Genomic DNA, 18988 nt, shown 5'->3' on the forward strand with positions numbered 1-18988 from the left:
AGCGTACCCATATGATGGAATAGATTCACATAATATAAAAATATTGTTAGGAAGCGTGTCGAAAAATATTTTTTTGACACTCCACCAACGGGTCAAACCGTTGATATATCAACATTTATAGAGGGAGATTTTATCTTGGGGGAAAGAGTAGGAAAAATAGCATTATCGATTTTAATCATTGTTGCTTCAGCGATCAGTTATTTTCTATTTGCCATAATTAAAAATGAGGGAGGAGTGAGGAACCTACTAGATAGAATTTCTCAGGATAATAAGGTGGAAACTGTAAAAGCATCTGGTATGAATAATTTAGTTGTGCAATTAAAGGAGAATGTGTTGTTGGATGCTCCAATTGTAAAACAATTTCCGGAGCTTCCGAGAGGATGTGAGGTTACTAGTCTCGCAATGCTTCTCCAGTATAAAGGTATCGATATTGGAAAAATGGAACTGGCGGAAAGAGTTATCAAGAATACTACTCCCTTGAAAAAAGAAAATGGAACGATATATTGGGGAAACCCCAATGATGGATACATAGGTGATATGTATTCATACAGCAATCCCGGTTATGGAGTGTATCATAAACCTATTAAAAAGCTAGCAGAAGAATTTCTTCCCGGACAAATTATTGACCTTACAGGGAGAAATTTCGAAGAATTGAAAACTTATTTGTCACTTGAAATTCCAGTTTGGGTAATTATCAATACTACTTATCAACCACTCTCTGAAAATGCCTTTGAAACTTGGAAGACACCTAGTGGAGAAGTGAAGATTACCTATAAAGAACATTCTGTATTAATAACAGGTTACGATAATAAATACATCTACTTCAATGATCCCATCACAGGTATTAAGAATCTAGCGAAGCCAAAGGATCCATTTATAGAAGCGTGGAAGCAGATGGGAAGTCAGGCCATCAGTCTTCTTCCTGATGCTAACACGATAGAAGGGAGTAAATAGGCTGTAAAAACTCAGAATAAAAGGGGGGGAAGCTTTTATGTACGAGATATTTAGTCAGATTAGTAACTTATTTAGCCAACCATTAATCAACATTTTCAGAGAAACGGAGGGTATTCCTCTCCTGTCTGCTTTAATTTTGGGCCTTGTAGGAGCGTTAGCACCCTGTCAATTTACAGGTAATTTGGGTGCTATTACGATATATGGGAATCAATCGGTTCAAAAAGGGCTCGCTTGGAGGGAGGTTCTCTTTTTTATCTTAGGGAAAATCGTTGTGTTCGCCTTATTGGGTCTAATCGTTTGGGTTGTGGGGAATGAGGCCAAATCAACGTTAACCATGTTCTTTCCCTGGATAAGAAAATCTTTTGGACCGTTACTTATTATTATCGGATTTTTTATGCTTGGAATAGTCAAATTCAGAAAATCTCTTACCTTAGGAAGTATTCCAAATAAGTTCATGAAAAAAGGGAAGATAGGGGCATTTTTGATGGGCGTGAGTTTTACCCTTGGCTTCTGCCCGACAATGTTTGTATTGTTTTTTATCACTCTAATGCCTATCGCACTAGCTGTACCCTACGGACCAGTTCTTCCAGCTATTTTTGCTGTAGGTACATCGATCCCTTTAATCCTTTCCATCTTCTTAATATGGTATTTTGATTTAAGTGGTAAATTGTTGAAAAAGAACGGAAGAAAATTGGGGTTATTCGTTCAGAGGTTGGCGGGAGTAGTCATGCTTTTAATTGGAGTCCTGGACACATTAACTTATTGGGGGATTTAATTGGATAAAGAGCCATCTGAAGCTGAAGTTCCCCTATAAAGTTAGACTATTTTTCTCTTTAAGCGAAATGTGGTTGGCATAAACGCGGTATTGGACCGAGTTTATGCCTTTTTTTACCTTAAACGACCCTTAGTAAATTTAGTAATCTCCCGTACTAACCAGAAAAACTTTTATAAACACCTATTTACATTCGGTAAAAGGATAAATTATACTATAGAGGGGTACCCTAAAACATAGGACGAAAGTGGAATTTAGTCTTTAAAATTAAAGCTTAAAAGTTAAAAAAGGAATTATTAAATAACTTAGGGTTAAGAAAGGGGAACTACCATGATGAGTGATAAAAAGATTAAAATTGCGGTCAACGGAGGAATCAAATTCGGTGCAAAGCTAACCGCCAAGCAACTGATCGTTTTAGCAAAATATCTGGAGGAAGGGGAGGAGCTTGAGCTCACAACATTCCAGCAATTATACATTGAAATTCCAGAAGAAAGAAAAACAGAAATAATTGCTGAATTTGAAGAAGCAGGCTTAAGCTGTTACCCAGTTGGGAATTATGTGAAAAGTCTACGAACCTGTAATTTTTGTAAAGGCGCTGAAGAAGAGGGGATGCCGGTTGCCATTGAACTAAATAAGCGGATTGCAGGAAAACATGTACCTTTTACGTTAAAACCTGCCTACACCGGTTGTCCAATTGGATGTGGTGAACCAATGATTAATGATATTGGAGTCATGAAAATTAAAGATTCCTATAGCCTTTATGTTGGAGGAAAATCAAAAGGTAAAGACGCGGAAGCTGGGATATTGCTAATGGAACAACTTACACCTGATGAACTGTATCAAGCGATTGATAAGATTATTAATCTTTATAATGAGCAAGGAAAGAAACGGGAAGCCTTTCATAAATTTGTAAAAAGATTTGGGGCAGACGAACTTTTGGCTAGTATTAACCAATAGAAAACCAATGGGCATCTATCTATTTAGAAAAGCTGGCCAATCCCCTAGAAACAGATTTTTGTTTTTAATAATTGTCACCATTTTATATAGATTTCAATAGGCCATGGAGGAGTGAACTCTCTCTCCTTGGCCTTTTTATTGATAATAAGGAGAACATGGTGTCCTCGATTAAAAACTTAGAAAACCTCCTTAATATAATCTGAAAGTACCTCCATGTTGCTATATGTAGATGATTGTTTCCTTTTCAGCAAATAAATAGATCTGCTCGGAACAGGAACGTTTGCTTCAAATGGAACATTAATAACTTTCCCTTCAGATATTAGACGCTTTGCTACAGAATTGGGAAGAAAACCGACACCATGTCTGGAATGTAAAAATTTCAGAAGAAGAGAAACATGGTCAACCTGTAGTTGGTAATTTAGTTGATTCGAAGTGATCTTACTAAACCAATCTGAAAAAGACCCACCCCAGTCTAAATGAATATATAGATTACGTAAGTCCTCTGGTAGGACAAGAGGTTTCTTAAATCCAAATTGAGGATTAGCTACCAAAATAAAAGTATCTTCAATAATTAGCTCCATCGTAACTTTCGTATGATTGACAGGATAGAAGACAATTGCCATATCAATTAAGCCGTCAATCATTTTTCTGATAATAATATTGGAATGTTCAGTGATCATCCCAAGTGAGGTTTCTGACTGTGATTTTTGGAATGCATCTACTGCTTCGAATAATACATAATCCCATAAAGCATGAGTTGTCCCTATAACGATATGATTTTTATAGCTGTTTTCTACTTGTACAAGCTTTGTTCCTTCATCAGTAAGTTCCAATATTCTCTCTGTATAAGGGAGAAAAATAATTCCTGCCTCCGTTAGTTTAATGTTTCGCTTATCTCTTTCAAACAATTCTTTTCCAATGTGCCTCTCTAACATTTGTATTCTAGTTGTAACAGTTGATTGAACAACGTTTAAAAGTTCTGCGGTTCGAGTAAAACTTTTCGTATTTGCAACAAGAACAAAAGCTCTTAGTTGATCAATATCCATTAAAATGCCTCCTTCACTTATTTAAAATCTTGATAATACATATTTAAAATATTCGTTTTACAAATTCATTCACTTTCTCTAAGATTAACATTAATTCTAATTATTCAAAATATTAAAATTAATTACGGAGGGATAAGGTGTACAATTGGAATGGTCTTATAAAAGCTCTCACTTGCATTAGGTGTGAACATCACTTGGAACCGGATGATTACTTTAAAGGGTGTCCCCGTTGTTTAGATGATGGGTACCCTGCCAGTTTAAAGATTCTGTTTGACTACAAGAATTCATGGGATATCGATCAAAAAGCAAGGGGGATGTTTCGATATATCGACCGATTACCCTACCGCTCATTTCCCACCCTCGGTGAAGGGGGAACGCCGGTCATTCATTTGGAAGGACTGGCGGATGAATTAGGTATCCCTGAGTTGTGGTTAAAAAATGAAGGACAAAATCCAACAGGATCCCACAAAGATAGAATGAGCCCTCTTATCGTTGCAAGGGCTGCTTCACTAAAAAGAACAACAGTTGTCGCTGCTTCAAGTGGAAATGCAGGTGCGTCTTTGGCGGCCTATGCAGCAGCTGGTGGTCTGCAATGCAAAATTGTGACCACACCAAAAATTGGCCGAATCTGGGAGAAAGCAATTCGTACTTCAGGGGCAGAGATTATCAAAGTATCCAATTCAAAGGAAAGATGGGAGGTAATAAGAAATCAAGTAGAGAATGAGGGGGCCTATCCTGCTACAAACTACAGCTCCCCTCCAGTAGGAAGCAATCTGTTCGGTGTTCAAGGATATGTTACAGTTGCTTTTGAAATTGTTGAGCAAATGAAAGCTAACTTGCCAACTGCAATTATCATCCCTTGCACGAGAGGTGACCTGCTATGGGGGATATGGGAAGGGTTTATAGAAGCAAAGAGAATGGGGTGGATTAATTCAATTCCTCGTTTATATGCAGTAGAACCTTTTCCTCGTCTTTCACAAGTTCTTCAAGGAAGTGACTATCGAGAGGAATTTAAAGGGGATTCCAGTCAAATGCCTTCAATTGGAGGAAATACAGTTACCTACCAAGCGATGCACGCTATTAATTCATCAGGTGGAGGAGCCGTTTCTATTCCTAATATTGAAGTAGAACAAGCACAAAAGGACTTAGCAAAAAGAGGTTTATTTCTCGAAGGTTCCGCGGCGGTCACCTGGCCGGCAGCATCAAAATTGATTAAATCGGGAGAAATCAATAAAAATGACAAGGTTCTTCTTATGCTTACATCACACGGTTATAAAGGAGTATAAATAGCATTTTTATAAAAGGGGGAAAAAGAATGAAATTAGCCACCAGAACACTAATAGCTATTTTACTGGGTATTTTAACAGGATTGGGATTGAGCATATACACACCTGGAATTTACGAAATCTTAAATAACTACATTTTCGCTCCTGTTGGTGAATTGTTTATTAAGGCAATTAAGATGGTAGTGGTCCCATTAGTTTTTTCAGCAGTGGTTACCAGTATTGCGTCTGCAGGGACTCCTAAGAAACTTGGTCAAATGGGGCTAACCACCATTTCATTATTTGTCATTACCACTATTATTGCGTGTACAATTGGAATTTTAACGGCTATAGCAGTAGGACCTGGTAAAAACGTACAGTTACCCGATACTGCTTCTTTAGAACAAGGGGAAAATGGGGGGCATGGTAGTTCCACGTCTGGATCAGAAGAGGTACCAACAATAAGGGAAACGTTACTAGACATTATACCTAGTAATCCAATCGAAGCGATGGCTTCAGGAAACATGTTACAGGTTCTAACGTTTTCCTTGCTTTTTGGTATTGCCTTGGCCCTTGTTGGAGAAAAAGGTCAAACAATAAAACACTTTATTTCACAATTAAATGAAGTGATGATGAAACTGGTTCTTATTTTTATGAAAGTCATACCTTTTGCTGCCTTTTCACTTGTCGCTACAGCTATGGGGACTGCTGGTCTTGATTTGGTTGGTTCGATGGCAAAATATGTAGTGTCTATTGTCCTTGGTTTGGTAATCTACGTGGTACTCACCTATGGTTCTATGATTTCTTTCTTTTCTAATTTACGTCCAGTTGCATTTTTACGTCAAATGATTCCTGCTATGGGCACAGCATTCGCTACAAGCAGTAGTGCAGCTTCGTTACCAATTACTAAGAGTTGTTGTGAAGAAGGATTAAAAATATCCAAGAATGTCAGTGCTTTTGTCCTTCCTCTTGGGATGACAATGAACATGAATGGTGCGTCTTTGAGCCATGGTGTTGCAGCCGTATTCGTAGCTCAACTGAATGGCATAGAACTTGGACTCATGCAATACCTTACAATCATTTTAATATCTCTTTTAGCCTCGGTTGGAGCACCAGCAATCCCAGGTGGTGGAATTGTATCACTTTCTATGATATTTCTAGCAGTGGGTCTCCCTATTGATGGTGTTGGAATCGCTATTATATTAGGGCTCTGGAGATTGGTAGATATGCCTTTAACCTCAGTCAACGTCTTAGGAGATGCGGTATGTGCGAGTGTCATTGATAGGCGTATGAATAAGATACCCGAGGTAGTACAGTCTAATGAGACCTTAAAGGCATAGTTACAAATATAAAATAAAAAGGAGAAATAAATATGGGGAAAGAAGTTCACACTAACCGCGCTCCTATGGCAATTGGCCCATATTCTCAGGCCTATCAAGTTGGTTCTTTTTTGTTTACATCCGGACAAATACCATTAACACCAGCAGGAGAAATAATAAATGGGAATATAATAGAGCAGACCCACCAGGCATTCAATAATCTCCGAGCAGTCTTAGAGGGTGGGGGAGCATGTCTAAACGACGTGGTAAAAGTAACAGTATTTATTACAAACCTTAATGAGTTTACGAAGATTAATGAGGTTTATGCTTCTTATTTTGGAGACCATCGTCCTGCACTTTCATGTGTTGAAGTTTCACGTTTTCCAAAAGATGTGGCAATAGAACTAGAGGCAATAGCCTTTTTGAGTAACAATAGATAATTAAGAAAAGCCTGATAAGAATAAAAGCTCTGTTGCGAAGGTATTCACAACAGAGCTTTTTAGATTTTAGGATGAATTACAAAACCATTTATATTACAACGATAACACCTGTCATTCCTTCTTCTTTATGACCCGGGATGGTGCAATAGAACTCATACGTCCCTTTCTGTAACGGAGTAAAAACTAATGTTGTCGTGTCTTTTGCAGGTGCATGTAAATGGAAATCTGGACTGTTTTCTCCATGTCCCGCATGCCCCACTTCAGTTTTCTCAACAGGAAACTCTTTAATTTCAATATCATGCTCAACAGAATCAAGGTTATCCAATGTAATGGAAGTCTGTTCTCCCTCTTTTACGATGATCTTTTGAGGGTTATAAAGAAAATTAGCTGCCTGAACACGGATCATAGCATTTTCCGGCTGTATATCACTCGGTTGTTGAGACTTATCCTCTGGGTTGGATATATTTGATTCTGACTGGACTTGTACCTTACTGAACTGACTGCCGAATATCAACATACCGGAGAGGATAAGAAAGGCAAACGCAGGTTTGGTGTACCATATTCTGTTAGCTATTTCTTTTGTTTTAGCCTGAATTCTTAGTGCAGGAAATAATAACAAGGAGCTAACTGAAAGGGTAAGAAAAATATTAATGAGGGTGTGCGCCTGTACTGTTGAAACCATTTCTCCTAGCATCGCACCCATCATGCCACCCATAAGACCAGCCATTAGACCTTCTAAAAAGGCATAAACCCCAAATCCAAGACCGCAAATAGCTCCTCCAATAACACCAGCTAGTATAGCTAAGAGGGTAGAAAGATACAAATTTCCTTGTAACATAGTTCCGAATAGCAATCCGGCCGTTAGACCCACATTCATTCCTATAGTCATGGATAAAACCATGCCAGCCATGTTTTTTAGTCTGTTCCGAAAATAAAAAGACAAAAATGTAGCCAAAAGGATAATACAAACAAGTGTACCTAATACAAAATAATAAAAAATGTTCATCACATTCAACCCTCCTGTATTGCTACAATGATATGACTAAGCCGTACAAGCCATACCAAATTCTTTATATTTAATGAAAAACAGATGAACATATCTTTAGTAGTTTCTAAATAATTGATAAAAGGACAAAAAAGAATTCATAAGAGCGAAACCATGGATTAATATGAATGGGAATATAATTGTATGAAAAATTTAAAGAATATAATTACGAGGAAGACATCATACAAATGAATTTGACTGACAGAGGGATTAATTTCTTGCTGAAGATACTTCTTTAAACAAAAAATATTAAACTCACCTATTTACATACTATACTGGGGTATAATATAATGAGCTCAAGGAGGTAATGATTATGGAAAATGAATTGTTGAAAGACGATCCAGAAATCACAGAAGATGACTGCTGTACGAGTGACAGAAAAAGCCATCATTCTGATAAAGTGAAGAAGAATTTGGTTAGCCGCTTAAATCGTATTGAGGGTCAAATTCGAGGTATTAAAGGGTTAATTGAACGAGATACTTACTGTGATGATGTCATTACTCAAATTGCGGCTACTCAGTCCGCTTTAAATAGTGTTGCAAGAATTCTTCTTGAAGGCCACCTAAGAAACTGCGTTGTGGAGAGGATTCAAGAGGGTGATATGGAAGTGTTAGACGAAGTACTAGTAACGGTTCAAAAATTAATGAAAAAATAAAAGGAGATGTTATCGATGGAAAAAATTACATTAAATGTTCAAGGTATGTCATGTGGTCACTGTGTAAAGGCTATTGAGGGAAGTGTAGGGGAACTTAAAGGAGTTTCTAAAGTTAAAGTGAACCTTGAGGATAGTAAAGTGGATGTAGAATATAATGCAAGTGAAGTTTCTCTTGATACTATCAAAGAAACAATTGATGACCAAGGTTACGACGTTCAATAATACAAAAAGATGAGGTGCTATGATAGCACTCTCTCTTTTTCACAAAAACATACCCTACATAGGTATAAGGAGTTGTATATATGAGTGAAAATGTTCTTGTAAAAGAAAAAGTATCTGAGGACCAATTTCAAATCACGGGAATGACCTGTGCGGCCTGTGCGACCCGAATTGAAAAAGGTTTAAAAAAGATGGAAGGGGTTAAGGACGCTAACGTTAATCTAGCATTGGAAAAGGCGACCGTTAAATATGACTCAACTAAAATGGGCCCCGCTGAAATTCAGAAAAAAGTACAAGATCTAGGCTACGATGTAATAACTGAAAAGGCTGAACTTGTCCTGACAGGGATGACCTGTGCAGCTTGCGCCACCCGCATTGAAAAAGGTCTAAATAAACTTGATGGTGTTATCCATGCGAATGTTAACCTTGCACTTGAAAAGGCATCGATAGAATATAATCCTTCTGTTGTGACTACAAAGGACATGATTGAAAAAGTAGATAAATTAGGCTATGGTGCTACAGTAAAAACCAACGACAACGAAAAGGAAACAGTGGATCAGCGCTTAAAAGAAATAGAAAATCAGCAGGGGAAATTTATCTTTTCACTGATACTTTCCCTGCCACTTCTGTGGGCCATGGTAGGACATTTCAGCTTTACAGCGTTTATTTATGTACCAGATGCGCTAATGAACCCTTGGGTCCAGATGGCTTTAGCAACTCCTGTCCAGTTTTATATCGGAAAGCAGTTTTACGTAGGAGCATATAAAGCGTTAAGAAACTTTAGTGCCAACATGGATGTACTAGTAGCACTTGGTACTTCAGCAGCTTATTTTTATAGTGTGTATCTTGCATTTGAAACGCTTGGTACAGATGTTCATTCAGTTGGATTATATTTCGAAACAAGTGCAATCCTAATTACATTAATTATTTTAGGGAAGTTATTTGAAGCAAAAGCAAAAGGTCGTTCTTCAGAAGCGATTAAGAAGTTGATGGGTTTACAAGCAAAAACAGCTAAAGTTTTACGTGAAGGGGAAGAAATTGAAATTCCCCTTGAAGAAGTAGTTGCAGGGGATATTGTGTTCGTTAAACCAGGTGAAAAGGTACCTGTTGATGGAGAGATTATTGAGGGTCGCTCTGCTTTAGATGAGTCAATGCTTACAGGTGAAAGTGTTCCTATCGATAAGACTGTTGGCGATAGTGTAATAGGTGCAACAATTAATAAGAATGGATTTATCAAAATTAAAGCCACAAAAGTTGGCAAAGATACAGCTCTTGCCCAAATTATCAAGGTGGTGGAAGAAGCTCAAGGCTCAAAAGCACCCATCCAACGTCTAGCTGATTCCATCTCGGGGATTTTCGTTCCCATTGTTGTCGGGATTGCAGTTGTGACATTTTTCGTGTGGTATATATGGGTGGCACCGGGGAATTTTGCAGAGGCATTAGAAAAACTGATTGCCGTTCTTGTTATAGCATGTCCTTGTGCCCTTGGTCTTGCAACTCCAACCTCCATAATGGCGGGTTCAGGCCGAGCTGCAGAGTTTGGAATTTTATTTAAAGGCGGGGAACATTTAGAGATGACCCACCGAATTGACACGGTTATTTTAGATAAAACAGGAACTATTACAAACGGTGCACCGGTTTTAACGGATGTAATCACTGATTTAAATGAAACGGAATTCTTAACACTAGTGGGAACTGCAGAGAAACAATCAGAACACCCACTTGCCGAGGCAATTGTAGAAGGGATAAAAGAAAAAAACATTAGTCTTGCAGAGGTTTCAGAATTTGAAGCTATTCCAGGATTCGGAATAAAAGCGATTGTTAACGGAAAAGAGATCCTTGTCGGGACTCGTCGTTTGATGAAAAAATACAATGTAGATGTAGATCATATTTTACCCATTATGGGAAATTTAGAAAAGCAAGGGAAAACAGCTATGCTAACAGCCATAGAAGGCAATTACGCTGGAATCGTTGCGGTGGCAGACACAATAAAAGAAACATCAACCCAAGCAATCCAGCGCCTAAAAGATATGGGTCTTGAAGTTATTATGATTACAGGTGACAATCAGGAAACAGCCAGAGCCATAGCAAAGCAGGCTGGGGTCGAAAATGTCATTGCAGAAGTATTGCCAGAAGGGAAGGCCGAGGAAGTAAAAAAACTTCAGCAACAAGGCAAGAAAGTAGCCATGGTAGGAGATGGCATTAACGATGCTCCTGCACTTGCCATAGCAGATATTGGGATGGCAATCGGAACAGGTACGGATGTGGCGATGGAAGCAGCGGATATAACTCTTATACGTGGAGATCTTAACAGCATTGCAGATGCTATCTTTATGAGTAAGAAGACCATTCGAAATATTAGACAGAATCTTTTCTGGGCATTTGCCTATAATACTCTAGGAATCCCAATAGCTGCTTTAGGTTTCTTGGCGCCCTGGCTTGCAGGAGCGGCAATGGCCTTCAGTTCTGTGTCAGTAGTTCTCAATGCATTACGTTTGCAACGAGTAAAATTATAGGGAGAAGTGTATATGAAAAAATGGGTAATTTCAGCACTAGTTTATCTTGTGGTTGTTGTTGGGGCATACTACGCATACTCTTCTATTGCAGGGGAGCCTACTGATGAGGCGGATCATTCCAATATGCAAATGGAAGATAAATAAAAGTATAGATTTAACTATATTGTTGTTACAACGGGTCCTTTTAAAGGACCTGTTTTTTTATGAGGAAATATTTTTTTATTAGATTATCAGGTATATATTTTACTAGATTGCCCATAATGATGGGCAGGGGGGAAGAAAAATGAAAAAATCATTACTATTAATTTTTATAGGATTAGTTCTATTGTTTAGCTTTTATGGAAAATATCGTGAGGTTCAAGCACAAGAGGAAAAAGTAATTAGTACAGTTAATACCATTAAAAAAGCTAAAGGCATTATTAGTGAGTGGACAATTTATTATAGTGAGGAAACGGAACTCATAAAAACACTAAAAGAATATAGAAAGATGGAAACAAGCCTTAAGCAGGATTATCCTAACTTCAAATGGATTGAAGATGATTCGAAGGAACACCATATAAAAATTACTGGCAGTGCTGTAGAAAACGTAAAGGAAAAGGAACTAATAACATTAACCGCATATAAATCTGGAGAAGGATACAAAGTTCTACAGACATATAGCTATACAAGTAAAAAGTGGTCGGAGAATACCTATTTTGACATTCTTCAAAAGTTGAACAACAAAAAGGATGTATTTTTTACTGTAAAGGCAAAATTAAGTGATTCAGGAATGACCGACTTAAACGAGAAAGCGAATTTATTATTGGACGAACTTTCATCGGTTCAAGTCGAAAGCTTAAAAGAAGAAGATTTTGTATCGATTTCAGCTTTTAATGACAATTGGGAATATTTCCTTCCTACTGCCAATCATAAAAAAATGAATCTACAGTTGGCACTAAGAAAAAATGTAGACGAATCTAAGATAAATCTAACTATTGGTAGTCCTATTATTACCGTGGAGTATTAAGATGAAAATTTAGTTAAACAAGAGTATGTTATTGGAACTCGAATGATCTTAATAGATTTAAAAGTTAAATTATTCGCGGCATAGTAGGAGAGCCAAGAGTATTAGAGTGACCGAAAACTCCCTAGACTTAAAATATGGCTTTGATAGATTGTCTTTTCAAAAGGAAAACGAGCTGTCACTGCTTAGGTTTTAATCGATTACTTTTTCCCAATTCAATCTTTATCTTCCTGCTCGAGTATAAATTTAAATCAAAAAACCATAACCTCATTAGGCACTTTTACATACACTAAAACAAAAATGCAATTGATCAATGGTAAGGAGAGGTTACATTTGATAATCGCCGAGTATGGTAGGGAATTGTCTAAAATAGGGAAAAGAATTTCTGATTTGAATAACCAAAATAAAAGGGAAGATAATATAATTCAAAAAATACTTAATCTTATTAATATATATGAAGAGGCGTTTAATCAATTAAAAAAGGTGGAAGCACCACTAGTTTTTAACCCTGAACATATAAAATTACTAGATTCATTTGAAGAACTAATTACTGCCTATGCAATACAGTTGAAATCAATCGACGTTAACAAAGAAATAAGTAAAATTGAGTTATATCTTAAGGGTAAAAGTAAAGAGGAAGAAGTAATTAGAAAAATAGGAACAATCTTAATATCACTACTCTCAAAATGTAGTAGTTTAGCTTTGAGCGAGAACTTGAAAGAGTTTTGGGAGTGAGGTTGATGGCTAAAAGTAAAGTAAAACAGAAATTAAAGATGACAATGATTTATTAAAGATCCAATAAAAAAACAAATTGCAGTTACTCAGTGGATTCAAACAGTTGTGGTTATTGCCGAAGCTATTTTACTGACTATATTATATTCTTTAAACGGAGATTCTGAGGGGGAGAAAAAAATACTAAATGGAATTTGGGCCAAACAATAGGATAGTTGCTTGAAGCAACTGGAGTTACAAACCAAATAAACAATACAAACGAGTATTCTATTTTTAGTTCTCAAAAATAGCAGTAACAGGAGATATCGTCCAGTCAATTGGATCGGTACTACAGGCATTAGGTGGAGAAGAATTGCTGTTACAAGATGGTATAGGGAATTTATTCGAATCAATAATTCCCTAAGAAAATTTTATAAATGAAATGATTAGTTGGATGATTTTTACTGGGCCTATTTTTTAATTAAAAAGGGCTCTTTTTATTGTATTCTGCAAGGTTTGTGCATATATGTCTTAATGGCATTCATGAAGAACCTAGGGAAATAATAAATCCATGAATAAAAATTTGTAGTGTTTTGATTAAACATCAAGTGACGAATAATGGGTGAGAAATAACAACCTTTTCCTTACTGTCATTGGGAATAGATGTAGTTTCAAGATTTTAATTTTTCCTGAAGAAATGTTGAAACAACGGGAATAAATATGCAGTTTTTATGTAGTTTAAAACACTAAACCAAGGGAAAACTTAAAGTCGTAATGGACAAAAGGAGGTGTATTAAATATGAACCATGAACAATGTATTAAAGCATGCTTGGAATGTATGGAAGCGTGTAATGTTTGCTTCGATGCTTGTTTGAAAGAAAATCATATGATGGCAGATTGTATCCGCATGGATCGCCTATGTGCTGATATGTGTGAGTTTGCTGCAAAAGCAATGCAAACGAATAGTCCCTTTATCCAGCAAATCTGTCAGTTATGTGCTGATATTTGTGAGGCCTGTGGAAACGAATGTAAGAAACATAACCATGATCACTGCCAGAAATGCGCTGAAGTCTGCTTCAGATGTGCAGATGAATGCCGTAGAATGGCATCTTAATCACTTGAAATATTTTCTTTAAAAAGAAAAGACGGCCTCTTGAATGCTGAAGTATTCCTTTGGGAGCAGGTACTCAGCTGTAAGGGGTCGTTTTTTTTTACATACTACTTACTATCTAATTGTTCAAAATCGATTAGATATTTACTGGATAATACATCTGGCTCTAAAGGTATAGAAGTAAGGTTTCCAAAGTTTCCACCGTTACTATCATTTCTGCATGGTTTCTCTATATTTACCAAGTATGATAGTTATATCCCCACTGTTTACGGAAGGAAGAAATGGTGCTAGCTTCCTACCGCATATTTCACCCTGTTGTTCAGCTTTGGGTTGTTTACTAAATAACTGGTGTCTTAAGGGACGATTTTACGAAATAACCGGTGAATTCAAAATAAATATTTACATACTCATAATTTGCTTTTCACTAAATTTCATAATCTAGTAAGTAACCAGAGTGGAGATTTTTTGTAAATGATATGTATTATGTTATGAGCTTATCTATTCTGTTTTTTATATTGACTTTTTTATGGTGAAATTCTGGACCGAGGCTCAATCAGCGATATATCAAATGTGTTTATATTTTAAATGATCACTAAGATTAATCATTCTTGATTTAGATTGTTTTAACGAATTTATTTGTTTTTAAAAATTTTCTAATAAGAGAGGGGTTTCTTATGAAAAAAACGATTAAAATTGTTTTACTTGGTTTGCTACTATGGGCTTTTGTATTTACTGTAAACAAAGAGATTACAAAGTTTCAGTCTATCTCAAAAAGCACTGTAAATACTGAACAACTACCTCAAAAGAATTTTCAGAGACCTAGTTTTTCCTTAACGGGTTTGGATGGAAAGCAATATTCAACGGATGAAGTCTCTAAACCGCTGGTAATAAATTTTTGGGCTTCCTGGTGCGGACCTTGTAAAGTGGAAGCTCCAGAACTAGTGAAACTCTATCAAAAATATAATGATAAAGTCGAAATATTTGCAGTGAATCTTACAGAAGGGGATTCAAAAGAAGCTGCTAAAAAATTTGCTGATTCTTATGGTTTCCAATTTCCGGTGTTGTTGGACACGGATAACAAGGTTTCAGATATGTATAGGGTGACAGCAATTCCCACTACATACTTTGTCAACAGAGATGGTATTATCGTTGATCAGATATTGGGTTTTGGGGGTGTTGAATTATTTGAAGATAAATTTGAAAAATTAGCGAAAGAATAGGTGGACGTTATATGAATGAAATTATTCAATTAGGCCCATTTATGGTGAAATATCAACTGATTGCAGTTCTGCTTAGTGCTGTAATAGGCTATTTCCTATTAAGGTACAAAATGAACAAATTGAATATTGAACCTGAAGTGTTCTCTGATGTACTTGCTGGTACTCTATTTATAGGAATTGTTGTCTGGAAATTTGGCGGTGTCTTTTTTAATCCTAGTGTTTTGTGGACAAATCCATTATCGATTCTGTTTATTAGCGGTAGTGAAAAGACAATTATCTTTGCCATTTTTAGTTCGTGTCTGTATTTGGGCTATAAATTAAAGAAGGGCAATATGCCTTTTTATTATTTCTTTGATGTTCTTCCTTTCGGAATACTTCCTTTTGTGTTTATATATAGCCTTCTAGTTCCAGGTATTGGATTTGAAACCACCCTGCCTTGGGGAAAAAGCTTAGCAAATTCAGAAGTTAACTATCACCCAATTGGTTATTACCGTGCAGTGTTATTCGCTTTTTTAACTTTTTATATTTTGAGGCTCAAAGCTAACGTCGGTACGGGAATCAATTTTTCTCAATCATCCATTGGTATCGGTGCAATTGGCTTGCTTACATCCTTTTTTATTCACCAAGACATTGTCCTAATTGGCCTGTCTTTTAATCAATTGTTACATTTAATATTGCTTTTATTCGGAATTGCAGTATTTAAGTCCAATAAAACAGTGGAGAAGGACGAAACTCAGTTTATAAACTAAAAAGCACAGAATCTAGAGTCTCATATTAACATGGATATGGGAGACCGTAATAATATACTACAATGGGTTGTCAAAATTAATAAAACTATATAATAGCCTACAGGTAATAATCGGTAGCTTTATTCTAAAAAAGAGTCCACTGCACTTACTTACCATAAGAGTTTAATCCCAGATACTTTCAAATCCAATAATAGAAAAGGGGAGTTAGATTTTCATTGAAAACTTTGAAAAGAAATTTGGTTGTAGGGTTGTTTTCTATCATAGCAGTATACTTATTTTTCTTATCTCGCTCTGGATGGGACCCAATGCATGCTTGGAATCGAGCTTTTGCTGATGTTTCATTGTTATTACTATTATTGACTCTCGTGATTGGTCCTTTGGGCAAGATAAATCGATTCTTTATTTCTTATAGACCATGGCGCCGTGAAATGGGTATCTGGAGTGCGTTGACGGCAATTATTCATGTATATATACTATTCGATGGCTGGTTCCAATGGGAGCCTATCAGAACCATAGCAGGTTTTGATCAAGCTACAGGTCAATTGTTTTTTGATTCTGGGTTTACTCTTGCTAACCTTCTTGGTTTAATTGGATTGGTGTATGTGTTCCTCCTAACACTTATTTCGAATAACAAATCAGTGAAACTTCTGGGTAAGCCAGCATGGGATTATGTTCAGCAAAAGAGCAGCATATTATATATACTAGTAGTGGCGCATACTGCCTATTTTCTCTTTTTCTATCGAATCGGTAATGCCAACTGGTTTCAAAAACCGTTTCTAGTATTCGTTATTATCCTATTCTTAATACAATGGGGTGTTTTTTTTCTTACTGTATTAAGAAATCGAGCCAAGGCTAGAAAAGCTCTTGTGAATCAAGATTAAACTTCTAAATACGTTGTTATGTTAGCAATCTATGCTCCTTAACGAGTAGATCCATACAGAGGTAATATGTCATTATCATATGTCTACACTTTAGGAGATTACTTAATCCGAATTAAGGAGAATAGAAAGATTATCAAGGGAGAGAAAACTATTTAAGAATATAACTTATCGGATTTATAAGATTTAAACTAATAAGATTTTAGAAAAAAGAGGTGCTTCAGGGCACCTCTTCATTTTTTTAAATCTTAAAATTGTTTATTGTTTTTTGTAAAGTCTCGGACATATTACGTAATGAGTATGCTGAGCATGCTATATTCTCTAGACAAGTTAATTGTTGTTGAGAAGATAATGCAACTGTTTGAGCATTCCCTGCAGATTGATTGACAAGCCTTGCTACATTTTCCTCTGAAGCTGCCACTTGTTTGGTGGTCTTAAAGATTTGTTGAGAAGCAGTCGATACTTGTTGTGTTTGTTCTGCTACATCTTGAATAGCTGTGTAAATAGTTTGAAAGGCCTCACCCGCTTTGGTTACCATCAGCAACCCTGTGTTTACTTCTTTTGTCCCCCTGCTCATTACTTGAACAGCGGATACGGTATCGTCCTGTATCCCTTTAATAAGCTTAGCTACCATATCTGCAGATTCAGCCGATTGCTCCGCCAATTTGCGTACTTCATTTGCTACCACTGCAAAACCCTTTCCATGTTCCCCAGCCCTCGCGGATTCAATAGTAGCGTTCAAAGCTAATAATTGAGTCTGAGATGAAATATCGGTAATGGCATCGATAATTTCTCCTATTTGAGAAGTCCTTGATCCCAATTGTTCAATAACAGAGGCAATATTTCGGACGGATTGATCAATCAAATTCATTTGGTATACTGCCTTTTGTATTTCTTCATTGCCTTTATTAGCTTGTTGAGAGGCGCTAACGGATGAATTAGAAACCATAGTGGCCGTTTCAGCAATTCGTTGTACATCACTTGCAACTGCCCCCATAGCTTTTACACTCTCCTTTGTTCCTTCCAACGCTGCTTCAGATCGAATAGATACTTCCTGGACAGAGGCTGCTATTTGATTTGCTGACTCTGTTGTCTCCTTTGCAACTATGGTAAGTTCTTGGGAAGAAGCAGCTACTTCTGTTGAACTAAGGGCGACCTGCTGGATTAAACTATGGAGATTTTTCTTCATTTTATTAAAAGAAAGGGCTAGATCTCCAATCTCATCTCTATTATTAATCAGTAGGTCATCAATGGTTAGGTTTCCTTCCGCAATCTGTTCGGCTACACGGGCAATTTTCAAAACGGGTTTTGTTATAATCCTACCCATATAAAGTGCAATGAAAATACCTGATATAAGAGCTATTAAGCTAATAATTAAAGTTAGTATTTTTATATTCTTAACCTTTTGTGTTGTAGTCTGATGTTCCTTCTCTAACAGTTCCTCCTGTAAATTAGCCATTTCTGAGGCAGACCTCATGAATTCATCTCCATGCTCCGCACCTTGTTCAGAAGCAATGCGAGTATATTCCTCTTTATTGTTCTCTCTTTTAAGTGTGAGTAATTGAACTGTAGTTTCTGCATAATGAGCATTCATTTCATTCATTTCTACGAAAAGCTCTTTTTCTGCATCAGAGGATATGAGAGATCCTAGTGTGTTTTTTAATTCTTCATAGTCCTTTTCTGCATTTTGATAAGCTTTTAAATCCTCATCATTTCCAGTAAGAAGATAACTAATAAAAGACTTTTGCTGTCCATTTACCGTGGACATCATGTCTTTTGTTATCATTGCCTTTAGAGCGCGTTCATCCACCAGGTCACTATATAATTTATTAACAGAGGTAATTTCATATAATCCAATAGCTGAAACCAATCCTAACAGTAAAACTATTATAAAAAAACCGCCAAACATTTTCTTTTGAAGATTCATTTTCATATATGTTTTCTCCTTTATAGTATTTATCCTAAGAATATAATAAAAATGTCCAAAAAATATGAAGATAGTCACAATATTTCTTGGACGTTTGAGTTTAAAGTCCCAATTCATTCTCATAATATGGAGAAAAAATTAATACAAATAGAAAATGTAAGACTTTTATTAATCTACTTCAGTTGATGCAACGAGTGTTTTTTT

19 protein-coding genes are annotated in these 18988 nt (G+C 36.4%); 16 read left to right on the plus strand and 3 right to left on the minus strand.

The window, feature by feature from the left end; translation table 11 throughout:
* The first annotated feature begins 135 nt into the window (after window positions 1-135).
* The 3 genes from ACFFHF_RS19485 to ACFFHF_RS19495 all read left to right on the plus strand — a co-directional run bounded on the left by ACFFHF_RS19485 (window position 136) and on the right by ACFFHF_RS19495 (window position 2683).
* Window positions 136-954: a C39 family peptidase gene (locus tag ACFFHF_RS19485; RefSeq protein ID WP_377058867.1), complete on the plus strand. Its 819-nt coding sequence runs from the start codon at window positions 136-138 to the stop codon at window positions 952-954.
* A gap of 37 nt (window positions 955-991) precedes the next feature.
* Window positions 992-1729 (plus strand): urease accessory protein UreH domain-containing protein, encoded by a 738-nt coding sequence (locus ACFFHF_RS19490; protein WP_377058869.1) that lies wholly within the window; start codon window positions 992-994, stop codon window positions 1727-1729.
* A gap of 330 nt (window positions 1730-2059) precedes the next feature.
* Window positions 2060-2683, plus strand: coding sequence for a nitrite reductase (locus ACFFHF_RS19495; protein ID WP_377058892.1), 624 nt, complete (start codon window positions 2060-2062; stop codon window positions 2681-2683).
* Between the two features lie 176 nt (window positions 2684-2859).
* On the opposite strand, the gene ACFFHF_RS19500 is transcribed toward ACFFHF_RS19495, so the two are convergent.
* Window positions 2860-3729, minus strand: coding sequence for a LysR family transcriptional regulator (locus tag ACFFHF_RS19500; RefSeq protein ID WP_377058870.1), 870 nt, complete (start codon window positions 3727-3729; stop codon window positions 2860-2862).
* Window positions 3730-3923: 194 nt separating this feature from the next.
* Between ACFFHF_RS19500 and ACFFHF_RS19505 the strand changes: the two genes are divergently transcribed.
* The 3 genes from ACFFHF_RS19505 to ACFFHF_RS19515 are packed head-to-tail and all read left to right on the plus strand — an operon-like array spanning window position 3924 to window position 6750.
* Window positions 3924-5015, plus strand: coding sequence for a threonine synthase (locus tag ACFFHF_RS19505; protein ID WP_160548483.1), 1092 nt, complete (start codon window positions 3924-3926; stop codon window positions 5013-5015).
* Between the two features lie 29 nt (window positions 5016-5044).
* A complete protein-coding gene (locus ACFFHF_RS19510) occupies window positions 5045-6331 on the plus strand; it encodes a cation:dicarboxylate symporter family transporter (protein WP_160548476.1) in 1287 nt (428 codons plus the stop codon).
* A gap of 32 nt (window positions 6332-6363) precedes the next feature.
* A complete protein-coding gene (locus ACFFHF_RS19515) occupies window positions 6364-6750 on the plus strand; it encodes a RidA family protein (protein ID WP_377058872.1) in 387 nt (128 codons plus the stop codon).
* 88 nt (window positions 6751-6838) lie between these two features.
* On the opposite strand, the gene ACFFHF_RS19520 is transcribed toward ACFFHF_RS19515, so the two are convergent.
* Window positions 6839-7756, minus strand: a complete 918-nt coding sequence (locus ACFFHF_RS19520) for a plastocyanin/azurin family copper-binding protein (RefSeq protein WP_377058893.1) — start codon at window positions 7754-7756, stop codon at window positions 6839-6841.
* Between the two features lie 346 nt (window positions 7757-8102).
* Here ACFFHF_RS19520 and ACFFHF_RS19525 point away from each other — a divergent pair, with 346 nt between their 5' ends.
* The 10 genes from ACFFHF_RS19525 (at window position 8103) to ACFFHF_RS19570 (ending at window position 16860) form a co-directional block, all read left to right on the plus strand.
* Window positions 8103-8450 carry a metal-sensing transcriptional repressor gene (locus tag ACFFHF_RS19525; RefSeq protein ID WP_160548478.1) on the plus strand — a complete coding sequence of 116 codons (348 nt, stop codon included), beginning with the start codon at window positions 8103-8105 and terminating at the stop codon, window positions 8448-8450.
* A 15-nt stretch (window positions 8451-8465) separates the two neighbouring features.
* Entirely contained in the window at window positions 8466-8672 is a 207-nt protein-coding gene (gene copZ / locus ACFFHF_RS19530) for a copper chaperone CopZ (RefSeq protein WP_160548479.1), read from the plus strand.
* Window positions 8673-8752: 80 nt separating this feature from the next.
* Entirely contained in the window at window positions 8753-11185 is a 2433-nt protein-coding gene (locus ACFFHF_RS19535; RefSeq protein ID WP_160548480.1) for a heavy metal translocating P-type ATPase, read from the plus strand.
* A gap of 12 nt (window positions 11186-11197) precedes the next feature.
* The gene (locus tag ACFFHF_RS19540; protein ID WP_340906795.1) at window positions 11198-11329 is read left to right on the plus strand and encodes a hypothetical protein; all 132 of its coding nucleotides are present in this window, start codon (window positions 11198-11200) and stop codon (window positions 11327-11329) included.
* A 139-nt stretch (window positions 11330-11468) separates the two neighbouring features.
* On the plus strand, window positions 11469-12191 hold the full coding sequence (locus ACFFHF_RS19545; RefSeq protein ID WP_160549846.1) for a YwmB family TATA-box binding protein: 723 nt from the start codon (window positions 11469-11471) through the stop codon (window positions 12189-12191).
* Between the two features lie 330 nt (window positions 12192-12521).
* Entirely contained in the window at window positions 12522-12923 is a 402-nt protein-coding gene (locus ACFFHF_RS19550) for a hypothetical protein (protein ID WP_160549845.1), read from the plus strand.
* A gap of 775 nt (window positions 12924-13698) precedes the next feature.
* Entirely contained in the window at window positions 13699-14013 is a 315-nt protein-coding gene (locus ACFFHF_RS19555; RefSeq protein ID WP_340906793.1) for a four-helix bundle copper-binding protein, read from the plus strand.
* A 671-nt stretch (window positions 14014-14684) separates the two neighbouring features.
* Entirely contained in the window at window positions 14685-15230 is a 546-nt protein-coding gene (locus ACFFHF_RS19560) for a redoxin domain-containing protein (RefSeq protein ID WP_160549843.1), read from the plus strand.
* Window positions 15231-15241: 11 nt separating this feature from the next.
* A complete protein-coding gene (locus ACFFHF_RS19565) occupies window positions 15242-15979 on the plus strand; it encodes a hypothetical protein (RefSeq protein ID WP_160549842.1) in 738 nt (245 codons plus the stop codon).
* Window positions 15980-16194: 215 nt separating this feature from the next.
* On the plus strand, window positions 16195-16860 hold the full coding sequence (locus ACFFHF_RS19570) for a hypothetical protein (RefSeq protein ID WP_340906790.1): 666 nt from the start codon (window positions 16195-16197) through the stop codon (window positions 16858-16860).
* Between the two features lie 238 nt (window positions 16861-17098).
* Here the strand turns inward: ACFFHF_RS19570 and ACFFHF_RS19575 are convergent, their stop codons facing one another.
* The gene (locus tag ACFFHF_RS19575; protein WP_340906789.1) at window positions 17099-18790 is read right to left on the minus strand and encodes a methyl-accepting chemotaxis protein; all 1692 of its coding nucleotides are present in this window, start codon (window positions 18788-18790) and stop codon (window positions 17099-17101) included.
* Between the last annotated feature and the right edge of the window lie 198 nt (window positions 18791-18988).

It is taken from the genome of Robertmurraya beringensis, from assembly GCF_042433785.1.
GTDB classification, from domain to species: Bacteria; Bacillota; Bacilli; order Bacillales; family Cytobacillaceae; genus Robertmurraya_A; species Robertmurraya_A beringensis.

Excerpts from the sequence above, each read along its gene's own strand:
- ACFFHF_RS19490 (WP_377058869.1), top strand. The coding sequence starts at position 992 with ATGTACGAGATATTTAGTCAGATTAGTAACTTATTTAGCCAACCATTA.
- ACFFHF_RS19495 (WP_377058892.1), top strand. The coding sequence starts at position 2,060 with ATGAGTGATAAAAAGATTAAAATTGCGGTCAACGGAGGAATCAAATTC.
- ACFFHF_RS19500 (WP_377058870.1), bottom strand. The coding sequence starts at position 3,729 with ATGGATATTGATCAACTAAGAGCTTTTGTTCTTGTTGCAAATACGAAA.
- ACFFHF_RS19510 (WP_160548476.1), top strand. The coding sequence starts at position 5,045 with ATGAAATTAGCCACCAGAACACTAATAGCTATTTTACTGGGTATTTTA.
- ACFFHF_RS19515 (WP_377058872.1), top strand. The coding sequence starts at position 6,364 with ATGGGGAAAGAAGTTCACACTAACCGCGCTCCTATGGCAATTGGCCCA.
- ACFFHF_RS19520 (WP_377058893.1), bottom strand. The coding sequence starts at position 7,756 with ATGAACATTTTTTATTATTTTGTATTAGGTACACTTGTTTGTATTATC.
- ACFFHF_RS19525 (WP_160548478.1), top strand. The coding sequence starts at position 8,103 with ATGATTATGGAAAATGAATTGTTGAAAGACGATCCAGAAATCACAGAA.
- copZ (WP_160548479.1), top strand. The coding sequence starts at position 8,466 with ATGGAAAAAATTACATTAAATGTTCAAGGTATGTCATGTGGTCACTGT.
- ACFFHF_RS19535 (WP_160548480.1), top strand. The coding sequence starts at position 8,753 with ATGAGTGAAAATGTTCTTGTAAAAGAAAAAGTATCTGAGGACCAATTT.
- ACFFHF_RS19540 (WP_340906795.1), top strand. The coding sequence starts at position 11,198 with ATGAAAAAATGGGTAATTTCAGCACTAGTTTATCTTGTGGTTGTTGTT.
- ACFFHF_RS19545 (WP_160549846.1), top strand. The coding sequence starts at position 11,469 with ATGAAAAAATCATTACTATTAATTTTTATAGGATTAGTTCTATTGTTT.
- ACFFHF_RS19555 (WP_340906793.1), top strand. The coding sequence starts at position 13,699 with ATGAACCATGAACAATGTATTAAAGCATGCTTGGAATGTATGGAAGCG.
- ACFFHF_RS19560 (WP_160549843.1), top strand. The coding sequence starts at position 14,685 with ATGAAAAAAACGATTAAAATTGTTTTACTTGGTTTGCTACTATGGGCT.
- ACFFHF_RS19565 (WP_160549842.1), top strand. The coding sequence starts at position 15,242 with ATGAATGAAATTATTCAATTAGGCCCATTTATGGTGAAATATCAACTG.
- ACFFHF_RS19575 (WP_340906789.1), bottom strand. The coding sequence starts at position 18,790 with ATGAAAATGAATCTTCAAAAGAAAATGTTTGGCGGTTTTTTTATAATA.